This window comes from Pseudooceanicola aquaeponti (genome assembly GCF_050897975.1).
Taxonomy (GTDB): Bacteria; Pseudomonadota; Alphaproteobacteria; order Rhodobacterales; family Rhodobacteraceae; genus Pseudooceanicola.
On sequence record NZ_JBPAXY010000004.1, the window covers coordinates 552,346 to 565,047 of the forward strand.

General features: G+C 65.8%; 9 protein-coding genes. 7 read left to right on the plus strand and 2 right to left on the minus strand.

Annotation, left to right across the window (positions count from 1 at the left end; all coding sequences use genetic code 11):
- Positions 1-198: 198 nt before the first annotated feature.
- Positions 199-3,708, plus strand: a complete 3,510-nt coding sequence (gene dnaE / locus ACRARE_RS12400; protein WP_432656755.1) for a DNA polymerase III subunit alpha — start codon at positions 199-201, stop codon at positions 3,706-3,708.
- A gap of 103 nt (positions 3,709-3,811) precedes the next feature.
- Here the strand turns inward: dnaE and ACRARE_RS12405 are convergent, their stop codons facing one another.
- Positions 3,812-4,006 (minus strand): SlyX family protein, encoded by a 195-nt coding sequence (locus ACRARE_RS12405; RefSeq protein WP_432656756.1) that lies wholly within the window; start codon positions 4,004-4,006, stop codon positions 3,812-3,814.
- A gap of 196 nt (positions 4,007-4,202) precedes the next feature.
- Between ACRARE_RS12405 and hisS the strand changes: the two genes are divergently transcribed.
- From hisS to ACRARE_RS12425, 4 genes are all read left to right on the plus strand, one after another.
- On the plus strand, positions 4,203-5,702 hold the full coding sequence (gene hisS / locus ACRARE_RS12410) for a histidine--tRNA ligase (protein ID WP_432656757.1): 1,500 nt from the start codon (positions 4,203-4,205) through the stop codon (positions 5,700-5,702).
- Complete coding sequence (locus ACRARE_RS12415) at positions 5,702-6,823, plus strand: ATP phosphoribosyltransferase regulatory subunit (RefSeq protein ID WP_432656758.1); 1,122 nt, start codon at positions 5,702-5,704, stop codon at positions 6,821-6,823. The genes hisS and ACRARE_RS12415 overlap by 1 nt, the downstream gene beginning before the upstream one ends.
- Positions 6,820-7,515 (plus strand): ATP phosphoribosyltransferase, encoded by a 696-nt coding sequence (gene hisG, locus ACRARE_RS12420; protein ID WP_432656759.1) that lies wholly within the window; start codon positions 6,820-6,822, stop codon positions 7,513-7,515. Before ACRARE_RS12415 ends, hisG begins: the two co-directional genes overlap by 4 nt.
- A 390-nt stretch (positions 7,516-7,905) precedes the next feature.
- Positions 7,906-8,829, plus strand: a complete 924-nt coding sequence (locus tag ACRARE_RS12425; RefSeq protein WP_432656760.1) for a porin family protein — start codon at positions 7,906-7,908, stop codon at positions 8,827-8,829.
- A gap of 120 nt (positions 8,830-8,949) precedes the next feature.
- Here the strand turns inward: ACRARE_RS12425 and ACRARE_RS12430 are convergent, their stop codons facing one another.
- Positions 8,950-9,378, minus strand: a complete 429-nt coding sequence (locus tag ACRARE_RS12430; protein WP_432656761.1) for a DUF1489 family protein — start codon at positions 9,376-9,378, stop codon at positions 8,950-8,952.
- A 236-nt stretch (positions 9,379-9,614) separates the two neighbouring features.
- On the opposite strand from ACRARE_RS12430, the gene ACRARE_RS12435 reads away from it, so the two are divergent.
- Complete coding sequence (locus ACRARE_RS12435) at positions 9,615-11,903, plus strand: adenosylcobalamin-dependent ribonucleoside-diphosphate reductase (RefSeq protein ID WP_432656762.1); 2,289 nt, start codon at positions 9,615-9,617, stop codon at positions 11,901-11,903.
- Positions 11,904-12,274: 371 nt separating this feature from the next.
- Entirely contained in the window at positions 12,275-12,643 is a 369-nt protein-coding gene (locus tag ACRARE_RS12440) for a hypothetical protein (protein ID WP_432656763.1), read from the plus strand.
- The last annotated feature ends 59 nt before the right edge of the window (positions 12,644-12,702 follow it).

The following is a 12,702-nucleotide window of genomic DNA, read 5'->3' on the forward strand; positions in this document are numbered from 1 at the left end:
CCGTAGTGTCGCCCAGAAAAGCGGCGCAGGGGCCGCTTGGCAAGCCTTTCCCGCCTGTATACTGCCGCTTTTTCGGGCGGCTGCCCACGGTTTGGCCTTTGTCCGGCGCCACGCGGCCGGGCCATGCGGCGGCGGGGCCCGGCCGCCGGGGCGGCGTGGCCCTTGTTGGCCCCCCGCGCCGCGCCTAGAACAGGAAGGATGAGCGAGCCCCGATTCATTCACCTCCGCGTCCATACCGAATACTCCCTCCTGGAAGGGGCCGTGCGGCTGAAGAAGCTGCCGGGCCTGTGCCAGAAGATGGACATGCCCGCGGTCGCCGTGACCGACACCAACAACTGCTTTGCGGCGCTGGAATTTTCCGTCACCGCCAGCGGGCAGGGCGTGCAGCCGATCATCGGCTGCCAGGTCTCGGTCGCCTGGCACGAGGCGCAGCCGGGCGAGAAGGTGCAGCCCCCCGGCCCGCTGGTCCTGCTGGCGCAGAACGAACGCGGCTACGAGAACATCATGAAGCTGAACTCGTGCCTCTACCTGGACAAGCACGGGGCCCTGCCCACCGTCACCCTGGCCGAGCTGGAGCAGTATTCCGAAGGGCTGATCTGCCTGACCGGCGGCCCTGACGGCCCGGTGGGCGCGCTGTTGCAGACCGGGCACCGCCCCGAGGCCCAGGCGATGCTGACCCGGCTGGCGCAGGCCTATCCCGACCGTCTGTATGTCGAGCTGCAACGCCACCCGGGCGAGGACGGCCTGCCGCAGGCCGAACAGCTGACCGAACGCGGTTTCGTGGAAATGGCCTATGCGATGGAGCTGCCTCTGGTGGCGACCAACGATGTCTATTTCCCCACCACCGACATGTACGAGGCCCATGACGCGCTGATCTGTATCGCCGAGGGCGCCTATGTCGACCAGGCCGAGCCGCGCCGCCGGTTGACGCCGCAGCACTATTTCAAGTCGCCGCAGGAAATGGCGACGCTCTTTGCCGATCTGCCCGAGGCGATCGAGAACACCGTCGAGATCGCCCGCCGCTGTGCCTTCATGGCCTATCGCCGCGACCCCATCCTGCCGAAATTCGCCGATGACGAGGTCGAGGAACTGCGCCGTCAGGCCAATGAGGGTCTGAAGAACCGGCTGGAGGTGATCCCCCATGCGGTCTCGGTCGAAGAATACCAGAAGCGGCTGGATTTCGAGCTGGGCATCATCGAGGGGATGGGGTTCCCGGGCTACTTCCTGATCGTTGCCGACTTCATCAAATGGGCCAAGGATCACGACATTCCGGTGGGGCCGGGGCGGGGCTCGGGGGCCGGTAGCCTGGTGGCCTATGCGCTGACCATCACCGACCTTGACCCGATGCGTTACTCGCTGCTCTTCGAACGCTTCCTGAACCCGGAACGGGTGTCGATGCCCGACTTCGACATCGACTTCTGCATGGATCGCCGCGAAGAGGTGATCCGCTACGTGCAAGAGAAGTACGGCCGCGACAAGGTGGGGCAGATCATCACCTTCGGTGCGCTGCTGTCCAAGGCCGCCGTGCGCGACATCGGGCGCGTCTTGCAGATGCCCTATGGCCAGGTCGACCGGCTGTCCAAGCTGATCCCGGTGGAGGGGGTGAAACCCGTTTCCATCGAACAGGCCCTGCGGGACGAGCCGCGCCTGGCGGAAGAGGCGCGCAACGAAGAGGTGGTGAACCGCCTGCTGACCTATGGCCAGCAGGTCGAGGGCCTGCTTCGGAACGCCTCGACCCACGCGGCGGGGGTGGTCATCGCCGACCGGCCTACCGACCAGCTGGTGCCGCTGTATCAGGATCCGCGGTCGGACATGCCCGCGACCCAGTTCAACATGAAATGGGTCGAACAGGCCGGTCTGGTGAAGTTCGACTTCCTGGGTCTGAAGACCCTGACCGTGATCCAGAACGCCATCCAGCAGATCCACCGCTCTGGCCGCGACCTGCATGTGGCCGCCGATGGCACCCAGCTCTATGAACCCACGCCCGGCGGCGAGAACCAGATCAACCTGATCCCGCTGGACGACGAGAAGACCTACAAGCTTTACGCCCGCGCCAAGACGGTGGCCGTGTTCCAGGTGGAATCCACCGGCATGATGGACGCGCTGAAGCAGATGAAGCCGACCTGTATCGAGGACATCGTGGCGCTTGTGGCGCTCTATCGTCCCGGTCCGATGGAGAACATCCCGGTCTACTGCGAGGTCAAGAACGGGCTGCGCGAGATCACCTCGGTTCACGAGAGTATCGACCACATCCTGGCCGAAACCCAGGGCATTATCGTCTACCAGGAACAGGTGATGCAGATCGCCCAGGTGATGGCGGGCTATTCGCTTGGCGGCGCCGACCTGCTGCGCCGCGCCATGGGTAAGAAGATCAAAGAGGCGATGGATGCCGAACGGCCCAAGTTCGAACAGGGCGCGGCCAAGAACGGCGTCGACAAGAAGAAGGCCTCCGAGGTTTTCGACCTGCTGGAGAAATTCGCCAACTACGGCTTCAACAAATCCCACGCCGCCGCCTATGCGGTGGTCAGCTATTACACCGCCTGGCTGAAGGCCAACCACCCGGTCGAGTTCATGGCGGGCGTTATGAACTGCGATATTCACCTGACGGACAAGCTGACCATCTATTTCCAGGAGGTGAAGAAGGGCCTGGATCTGCCCTATGTGCCGCCCTGCGTGAACCGCTCTGATGCGATGTTCAAGGTGGTGGACGGGGCGCTGGTCTATGGGCTGGGCGCGCTGAAAAACGTCGGTGTCGAGGCGATGCGCCTGATCGAGACGGGCCGCGTGGTGGACGGGGTCGAGAAGCCCTTCGCGACGATCTTCGACTTTGCCCGCCGGGTCGAGCTGAAGAAGGTCGGCAAGCGCCCGCTGGAGATGCTGGCCCGCGCCGGCGCCTTTGACGAGCTGGACCGCAACCGCCGCCGGATCTTCGAAAGCCTGGAGGGGCTGGTGTCCTACTCGGCCGCCCATTGGGAGCAGAAAAGCTCGAACCAGGTGTCGCTGTTCGGCGATGCGGGCGACGATTTGCCGGAACCGCGCCTGGCCCCCGTGAACGACTGGATGCCCGCAGAACGGCTGGCGGAAGAGTTCAAGGCCATCGGCTTCTACCTGTCGGGCCACCCGCTGGACGACTACATGGGCGCGCTGAAGCGCAAGCAGGTCAAGACGCTGGACGAGGTGCACAAGCTGGCCATGGACCAGCCGGTGATCGCCAAGCTGGCGGGTATCGTGACGGGGCGGCAGGAACGCAAGTCGGCGCGCGGCAACCGTTTTGCCTTTGCCCAGCTCAGCGACCCGACAGGGGCCTACGAGGTGACGATCTTCTCGGAAACGCTGGAGAAATCCCGCGACTTCCTGGAGAACGGCGAGAAGGTGGTGATCCAGGTCGAGGCCAATGTCGAGGCCGATCAGCTAAAGCTGCTGGCCCGCTCCATCGCGCCGATGGACGGGGTGGTGACCGAAGCGGGGGCCGTGGGGCTGAAGATCTTCGTCGAGGCGGCGGGGGCGATCCCCTCGGTGGCCAGCGTGCTGGAAGGTTCGGCCGAGACGGTGCGCGGGGTGACCAAGGGGCCGATCCTGTTCTGCCTGATGGATCCGGCCCTGCCCGGCGAGGTCGAGGTGGACGCCCATGCCGAATATCCGGTGACGCCGCAGATCAAGGGGGCGATCAAGTCGCTGCCGGGCGTGCTGGCGGTGGAAGAGGTCTGACCGGGCCGGGGCGCGCGCGCTTGGCGATGGCGTGGGCGCGCCCTCCCGGGGTCGATCTGGCGGCCTGCCCCGCAGCCGGGCTGCGGGGCAGGGCGCCTTTGGTTCAGTAGTGGGGCGGGCGTTCATCCCCGACAAAGACACTGCCCGCCGAATTGGCCTCACGCTCTGCTTCCCGCTCCATCAGCATCTGCACACGACGGGTCAGCATCATGATCTCTCCCTGCTGTCGCGCCACGGCATCGGACAGGTCATCGACCGTCCGTGTCAGATGGGCGATCTGCTCTTCCAGGGCATTCATTCGTTATCCTCCGAACCAGTTAACTGCGCCGTACCTTCGGGCAGGGGCTGCGATGGTAACACGTATGGGCGTGGGCGCTAAGGAAATCTGACGTTGACGTATGTGTGCGGGGGAGGGGCGGACCTGCCGCCGCCCCGGCTTGCTCCGCCCCCGCCCATGGGCTATGCCCCGGGCGCGATAACCGCGAGGGAAAACGATGGCCAAGGTGAAGAAGACCCCGCGCCCCAAGGCGGAAACCCCCAAGGGATTCCGGGATTACTTCGGGACGGAGGTGACGGAGCGCACGGAGATGCTGGCAAAGATTGCCGCCGTCTACCATCGTTACGGCTTCGAGGCGCTGGAAAGCTCGGCGGTGGAAACCGTCGAGGCCCTGGGCAAGTTCCTGCCCGATGTGGACCGCCCGAACGAGGGTGTCTTTGCCTGGCAAGAGGGCGAAGAGGAAGGCAAGGGCGACTGGCTGGCCCTGCGCTATGACCTGACGGCGCCGCTGGCGCGGGTCTATGCGCAGCACCGCAACGACCTGCCCACCCCCTACCGCCGTTTTGCCATGGGCCCCGTCTGGCGCAACGAGAAACCCGGGCCGGGTCGTTTCCGCCAGTTCTACCAGTGCGATGCGGATACCGTCGGCGCCGCCACCGTGGCCGCCGATGCCGAGATCTGCGCCATGCTGGCCGACTGCCTGGAAGAGGTCGGCATCCCGCGCGGCGATTACATCATCCGGGTCAACAACCGGAAGGTTCTGAACGGTGTGCTAGAGGCTATGGGCGTCACGGACGAGGGCCAGGCCGCCGACGTGCTGCGCACCATCGACAAGTTCGACAAGGTCGGCGAAGAGGGCGTGCGCCAGCTGCTGGGCAAGGGCCGCCTGGACGCCTCGGGCGCCTATATCGACGGCGTCGGGCTGGACGAGGCACAGGCCGAGCCGGTCATCGCCTTCCTGACCTCGAAGGGTGCCACCGTGGCCCAGACGCTGGAAAACCTGCGCGCCGCCGTGGGCGACAGCGCCGTGGGCGCCGAAGGCGTGGACGAGCTGGCCGAGATCGCCGGTCTGGTCGCGGCCCAGGGCTATGGCGATGACCGCATCGTCATCGACCCCTCGGTCGTGCGCGGCCTTGGCTACTACACCGGCCCGGTCTTCGAGGCCGAGCTGACCTTCGAGATCCTCGACGAGAAGGGCCGCAAGCGGCAGTTCGGCTCGGTCTCGGGCGGCGGGCGCTATGACGGTCTGGTGAAGCGGTTCACCGGGCAGGAAGTGCCGGCGACGGGAATCTCCATCGGCGTGGACCGCCTGCTGGCCGCGCTGCGCGCCAAGGGCCGTGTCGGTGGCGGGGCGCAGGGGCCGGTCGTGGTCACCGTGATGGACAAGACCCGCATGGGTGACTACCAGGCCATCGTGTCGGAACTGCGCCAGGCCGGGATCCGCGCCGAGGTCTATTTGGGCAACCCCAAGAACTTCGGCAACCAGCTGAAATATGCGGACAAGCGCAACTCGCCCGTCGCCGTGATCGAGGGCGAGGACGAGAAGGCGCGCGGCGTGGTGCAGATCAAGGACCTGATCCTGGGCGCCAAGATCGCCGAGAACGCCACCCTGGAAGAGTGGAAGGAACGGCCCAGCCAGTTCGAGGTGCCCCGCACCGAGATGGTGCCGAAGATCGCCGAGATCCTGGCCAGCTATGCCCCTGAAGGGACCGTCTGATGCCCTATCGTTCCCCTGACCGGGCCCGCGTCAAGGCGCGCGCCGCCGATCTGCGCGCCGGGTTCGAGGCCGCGGGCGCCGCGGTGGTCGACGCCCCGGTGCTGCTGTCGGCCGAGGCGCTCTTGGATCTTTATGGCGAGGACCTGCGGGCCCGCGCCTATACCACCTCGGACGCGCTGCGCGGCGAACAGATGCTGCGCCCCGACTTCACCGTGCCGGTGGTGCAGATGCACATGGCCGGAGGCGCCGAACCGGCCCGCTACACTTATTCCGGCGAGGTCTTCCGCCGCCAGGAAGAGGATGAGGCGCGGGCCAACGAATACCTGCAAGTGGGCTTCGAGATCTTCGATGGCTCGGACACCGAGGCCGCCGATGCCGAGGTCTTTGCCCGGATGCGCGACGCGGTCGAGCCGCTGCGCGAAAAGGCGGGGCTGCGCGCCACCACGGGCGATATCGGCATCCTGTCGGCGGCGGTCGAGGGGCTGTCGACCTCGGAGGCGCGCAAGCGCGCCCTGCGCCGCCACCTGTGGCGCCCGGCGCGGTTCAAGCAGCTTCTGGATCGCTTCGCCGGTCGCACGCCCTTCCCGCCCAGCCGTCAGGCGCTGCTGGCCAAGGCCGACCCCTTCGCGGGCGCGGGCCCCGAGATCGGGCTGCGCGATCGGGCCGAGATCGAGGCCCGGCTGGAGGCGCTTCGCGCCGATGCTGCCGAAGGACCGCTGCCCGGGGTCGAGATCGAGCTGATCGAGGCCATCCTGTCGCTGCGCGAGACCCTGCCCAATGCGCTGGAGCATCTGCGCGACATCGCCGTCGACATGCCCGCCATCTCGGGCGCGGTCGAACGGCTGAACCGCCGCGCCGGGGCCCTGGCGCAGTACGGGGTCGACGTCGAGGCGCTGGAGTTCGAAGCCAGCTATGGCCGCACCCACATGGAATATTACGACGGCTTCGTCTTCGGCTTTGTCGTCGCGGGCCGGCCGGATCTGCCGGCGGTGGCTTCGGGGGGGCGCTATGACGCGCTGACCCGCGAGCTGGGCCGCAGCGCGGGCAAGCCGCAGGGCATTCCTGCCGTGGGCGGCATCCTGCGCCCCGGCCTGATGGTCGAACTGGAGGACGCGGCATGAGCCTGAAGCTGGGTGTGCCGTCCAAGGGACGGCTGATGGAGAAGACCTTTGACTGGTTCGGCAGCCGGGGCATCACCTTGGGCCGGGCAGGCAGCGACCGCGAATATGCGGGCAAGGTCGAGGGGATCGAGGGCGTCGAGCTGGTGCTTCTGTCGGCGGGCGAGATCCCGCGTGAGCTGAACGCGGGCCGGATCCACCTGGGGGTGACCGGCATCGACCTGGTGCGCGAGAAGCTGGGCCAGTGGGAACAGCGGGTCGAGGAACTGGCCGAGCTGGGCTTCGGCCATGCGGATCTGATCATCGCCGTGCCGCAACTGTGGGTCGACGTGGACACGCTGGACGACCTTGACGAGGCCGCCGCGGTCTTCCGCCGCCGCCATGGGTTCCGCCTGCGCATCGCCACCAAGTATCACCGCCTGGTGCGCGATTTCCTGAAATCCCACGGGGTGGCCGACTACCAGCTGGTGGACAGTCAGGGTGCCACCGAGGGCACGGTGAAGAACGAGACCGCCGAGGCGGTGGCCGACATCACCACCACCGGGGAAACCCTGCGCGCGAACCACCTGAAGATCCTTGGCGACGGCCTGGTGCTGAAAAGCCAGGCGACGCTGTTCCGGTCGCGCAGTGCGCCGATGGATGAAGCCGACCGTGCGGTGCTGGCGCAGCTGATCCGCCGCCTCGACCTGGACTGATCGCAGCGGCGCGGGGCCCGGCCTGTGGCCCGGTCCCGCGCGGGCGCAGAAGGTCCCGCGCGCCCCCTCAGCCCCGCTTCCGGCCCGGCTCCCGACTCTGGGCCCGTCTTCGGGGCGCGTCGCGCCGGGACGGGCGTCTTCCCTTTGTTCCAAGCTTTGACTGCGCGGTCTGTCGCAGGCCCCTGGGCTCTTCTCGGCGGGATTTTGCCGGAATTAACCATTTTGGGCGGTGCTCTGCCGAGGGGGGTGCTCCCAATACGTGATCAATTTGCAACGACGCCGCGAATGCGCGTCAGGCGGTGCTTCTCTTCGGTTCGCAGCTGCGCCTATCAGGGGGCAGAGCGGAGGCAGAACGCCGCCGGTAAAAAGACTATTTAAGAGGTTCTCGAGATGACTACTCTGATCAAAAGCGTTGCATTTGGTGCGCTGCTGTCCGGCCTGGCCGGTGCGGCTGCCGCGCAGATTTCCTTCGATGGTGCCGTGACCCTTGGCTATGCCTGGGGCGAGGGCAAGGGCCAGCTGGACGGCGCCCCCGACATCAATGCACCGACCCTGGACGTGGCGGGCACGCTGTCCTTCGGCAACGGGTTTGATCTGGGCATGGGCCTGACCGTGGGCACCCTGGACATCGACGGTGTCAGCACCGATCTGGACCTGAGCTATGTCGGCCTGACCCCGACCTACACCTTCAGCAATGGCGCCTATGTCGGTGTCTACGCCGAACGCACCAAGCTGGACCTGGGCTTTGCCGACGCTTCGGCCACCTCCTTCGGCCTGCTGGGTGGCTACACCACCGGCGCGATGGACGTCTCGGCCTTCATCGGTCAGACCGAAACCGACCCGGATTTGCCCTCGGGCGTGGACGTGACCGACTGGGGTGTCAGCGGCACCTACCTGGTGTCCGAAGACCTGCTGGTCGGCGGTGGCCTGGCGCGCAGCCGCCTGGACATGTCGGGCACCGAGATCGACATGGACATGCTGAAAATCGGCGCCGCCTATGACTACAACGGCTTCACCGTCTTCGGTGGCGGTGCCTTCGGCAGCGTCGAAGTGGTCGACGTGACCATCCTGGGTGTCGGCGTCGCCTATGACATGTCCTCGATGATCAACATGCCGCTTTCGGCCAGCGTCGAATACACCAGCAACGAAATCGACATGCTGGGCACCGACGGTGGCTATGACGTGTGGAAATTCGGCCTGACCTTCCCGCTGGGCGACAAGTCCGGCCCGGTCGTGCCGCAGAACTCGGTTGCTGCCGGCGCCTTCGACCCGCGCTCGAACTCGCTGCTGGACGCGATCAACACCGCCTTCTGATCGGCCCCGGCCCGACGCCGGACCCGATTGCGAAAGAGATACAGAAAACGGCCCGTGCGATGCGCGGGCCGTTTTTCTGTGCCTGGGGCAGGGGGGCAAGGGCAGGGCGCCCGAGGGCCCTCAGATCACGCCGATTTCGGCCAGGGCGGCGTCCAGCTCGGGCGGCAGGCTGTCGTCGCCGCCGCGCGTGGCGGGCAGGTCGCGGGGGGCGTCCTCGGGCTTCAGGTAGCGCCAGCCCTGGAAGGGGCGCCGCTGGCTGGGCGCCACGCGGTAGATCGTCGGGTCCAGCACGATGGCGCAGCGCCGGATGCCGTCGCCCCGGTCGACCTCTTCCAGCGCGACGACCTTCTGTCGCGCCTGGATCTGGCCCTTGATCACCCAGTAGATCGACCCGCCATCGAGGATCTCGGCCTCGCGCTTGGGCCACATGCGGGTGACATGGCGCGGCGCCTGTCCGGTCTGCTCGATCCGCAGGGCCTGCCAGGCGGCCAGATCCTCGACCGAGTCGGTGCCGACACTTAGCTTGATCAGATGGACAGTCATGGACAACCTGTTTCACTTTCTTTGACGCGGCGGCGCCCGCGATATATGGTGGCGAAAACGCAACGGAATGCAATATGTGGTGTGCGTTCGCAGGCTATTCTTCGTTGCAGCCGCCGAATGAGGCGACTAGGAAGGTAGCTCGCCCGCCCGGGCGCGCAAGTCTCCGCTGCTGGAGGCTGGCCGCCAGCGGGTCGAAGATGTAATCCTTTCGCTCGACACCTGCCACCCGGAAAGGGACCCCGATGAGCCGCTTTGCCGCCCCGATCGCCGAACAAGTCTGGGACATGAAATACCGGTTCAAGGAGGCTGACGGCAGCCCCGTGGACCGCAGCGTCGAAGACAGCTGGCGCCGCATTGCGCGCGCCCTTGCCACGGTGGAAAAGGACGCCGATCACTGGGAAGAGGTGTTCTATGGCGCGCTGGAGGATTTCAAGTTCCTGCCCGCAGGCCGCATCACCGCAGGCGCCGGGACCGAGCGCAAGGTGACCCTGTTCAACTGCTTTGTCATGGGCACCGTGCCCGACAGCATGGCCGGCATCTTCGACATGCTGAAAGAGGCCGCGCTGACCATGCAGCAGGGTGGCGGCATCGGCTATGACTTCTCGACCATCCGGCCGCGCGGCGCGGACGTGAAGGGCGTGGCCGCCGATGCCTCGGGCCCGCTGTCTTTCATGGATGTCTGGGATGCCATGTGCCGCACCATCATGTCCGCAGGCAGCCGCCGCGGCGCGATGATGGCCACCATGCGCTGCGACCACCCCGACGTCGAGAAGTTCATCGAGGCCAAGCGCGATCCGGCGCGGCTGCGCATGTTCAACATGTCCGTGCTGGTGACCGATCCCTTCATGGAGGCGGTGAAGGCCGATGGGTCGTGGGAGCTGGTCTTTGACAGCAAGGTCTATCAGACCCTGCCCGCGCGCGAGCTTTGGAACAAGATCATGCAGGCGACCTATGATTACGCCGAGCCGGGCGTGATCTTCATCGACCGGATCAACAAGGCGAACAACCTGCAATACGTCGAGACCATCGCCGCCACCAACCCCTGTGGCGAACAGCCCCTGCCGCCCTATGGCGCCTGCCTGCTGGGCTCGATCAACCTGGCCCGCCTGGTGGCCCAACCCTTCCAGGATGGTGCCAAGCTGGACCTGGCGCAGCTGGACGGCCTGGTGCGCACCGCCGTGCGGATGATGGACAACACCGTCGATGCCTCGGGCTTCCCGCTGGAGGCCCAGGCGCGCGAGGCCGAGGCCAAGCGCCGCATCGGCCTCGGCGTCACCGGTCTGGCCGATGCCCTGCTGATGGTGGGCCAGCGCTATGGCAGCGACGCGGCCGCCGCCCAGACCGAGGAATGGCTGCGCCAGATCGCGCGCTCGGCCTATCTGGCCTCGGTCGACCTGGCGAAGGAAAAGGGCGCCTTCCCGCTCTTCGACCGCGATGCCTATCTGGCCTCGGGCACCATGCAGGCGATGGATGAGGACGTGCGCGCGGCGGTGGCTGAGCATGGCATCCGCAACGCCCTTCTGACCTCGATCGCCCCCACGGGCACGATCAGCCTTTATGCGGGCAACGTCAGCTCGGGGATCGAGCCGGTCTTCGCCTATGAATACACCCGCAAGGTGCTGCAAAAGGACGGCTCGCGCACCGAGGAGAAGGTCGTCGATTACGCGGTGCAGATGTGGAAGGACGTGAAGGGCGACGCGCCCCTGCCGGACTACTTCGTCAACGCCCAGACCCTGGCCCCCGCCGATCACGTCAAGATGCAGGCGGCGGCGCAGAAATGGGTCGACTCGTCCATCTCCAAGACCATCAACTGCCCCGAGGACATCAGCTTCGACGCCTTCAAGGACGTCTACATGCAGGCCTATGAAACGGGCTGCAAGGGCTGCACCACCTACCGTCCGAACGACATCACCGGCTCTGTCCTGTCGGTCGAGGACAAGAAGGAAGAGGCCAAGCCCGAGATGCCCCAAGAGGGCGGCGAGGTGGTCTACATGGCCGAACCGCTCGACCGTCCGGCGGCGCTGGAGGGCAATACCTACAAGCTGAAGTGGCCCGACAGCGAACACGCCATCTATATCACCATCAACGATGTGGTGATCGGCGGCCATCGCCGCCCCTTCGAGGTCTTCATCAACTCCAAGAACATGGAGCATTACGCCTGGACCGTGGCCCTGACGCGGATGATCTCAGCGGTGTTCCGGCGCGGCGGCGATGTCTCCTTCGTGGTGGAAGAGCTGAAGGCGGTCTTCGACCCGCGCGGTGGCGCCTGGATCAAGGGCAAGTACATCCCCTCGATCCTGGCGGCGATCGGCGGCGTGATCGAGACCCACATGATCGCCACCGGCTTCCTGGAAAGCGAGGGCCTGGGCCTGAAAAGTGACCCGGCTGCCAATGTGGTGGGCCTGGACACCGGCGCGGGCGGCACCAGTCCGAAGCGCGGCAAGGCCTGCCCGAGCTGCGGCCAGTACACCCTGGCGATGATCGAGGGCTGCATGACCTGCACCAGCTGCGGCCACAGCAAATGCGGTTGAGCTGAAGGGGGGGCGATCCCGCTTGTGGCGTGCCACGCGACATGACCTAACCGTCTCACAAGGTCATTTTGGCTGAGATGATCAAGAAACGGCCTCGGAGAGTACCCGAGGCCGTTTGCATGTCTGGCTGTGGCGACGGCTAGCGGTGTCTTGCGAGGGCGGCATGCCGAGGAGGACAGCCGAACTTCATTGCGCGTGGTGTGATCGTATGAGGGAAGGCAGGCGCAGTAAGTTGATGCGATTCCGGGTACATTCGTTCTAAATTCGCCAAGAAATTTCGGCCCATACCAGACGCTCATATCGGCCTCATTGCCGCAGGTCAGCTTGCCGGAAGCGGACATTGAATGCTACCTGTAGTGAAGCAAATAGTGATGGTTAACGTCCAGCAGGAGGCGACGGTTTTGGCGGGTGTTGAGGTGAACTATTCAAAGACCAGTGAACACCCGGCACGAGCCGACCGGCTCTTCAAGGTCATGATGCGCCTTGAATTTGGCCTCAAAGAGATCGGCTATTGTCAAACCGCAAGAAACCAGAACGCTGAGATTGATTGGGACAGGTTTGCCAATGAACGTCTTGGCGCACCGTTTTTTGATGCGATGAAGGCGGCAGGCAACGTGAACGTTCTACTCCAGACGTCGCCAAAGCGGCAAATCGTCGACGGGCAAGGCTACCTGAATTGTAACCGACCGATTGGGGCCGCCTGCCTGAGGCTGGGGTTCCGAGGTAAGACACGTGCATAACGACGTCGTTATGCACGTGTCTTATTCGGAGGAGCCATGCTGGGCGAGGTTCTGGGTGT

What these genes read in the sequence shown, in the direction of transcription:
- dnaE (WP_432656755.1), top strand. Translation starts at nt 199, where the DNA reads ATGAGCGAGCCCCGATTCATTCACCTCCGCGTCCATACCGAATACTCC.
- ACRARE_RS12405 (WP_432656756.1), bottom strand. Translation starts at nt 4,006, where the DNA reads ATGAATGCCCTGGAAGAGCAGATCGCCCATCTGACACGGACGGTCGAT.
- hisS (WP_432656757.1), top strand. Translation starts at nt 4,203, where the DNA reads ATGGCCAAGGTGAAGAAGACCCCGCGCCCCAAGGCGGAAACCCCCAAG.
- ACRARE_RS12415 (WP_432656758.1), top strand. Translation starts at nt 5,702, where the DNA reads ATGCCCTATCGTTCCCCTGACCGGGCCCGCGTCAAGGCGCGCGCCGCC.
- hisG (WP_432656759.1), top strand. Translation starts at nt 6,820, where the DNA reads ATGAGCCTGAAGCTGGGTGTGCCGTCCAAGGGACGGCTGATGGAGAAG.
- ACRARE_RS12425 (WP_432656760.1), top strand. Translation starts at nt 7,906, where the DNA reads ATGACTACTCTGATCAAAAGCGTTGCATTTGGTGCGCTGCTGTCCGGC.
- ACRARE_RS12435 (WP_432656762.1), top strand. Translation starts at nt 9,615, where the DNA reads ATGAGCCGCTTTGCCGCCCCGATCGCCGAACAAGTCTGGGACATGAAA.
- ACRARE_RS12440 (WP_432656763.1), top strand. Translation starts at nt 12,275, where the DNA reads ATGGTTAACGTCCAGCAGGAGGCGACGGTTTTGGCGGGTGTTGAGGTG.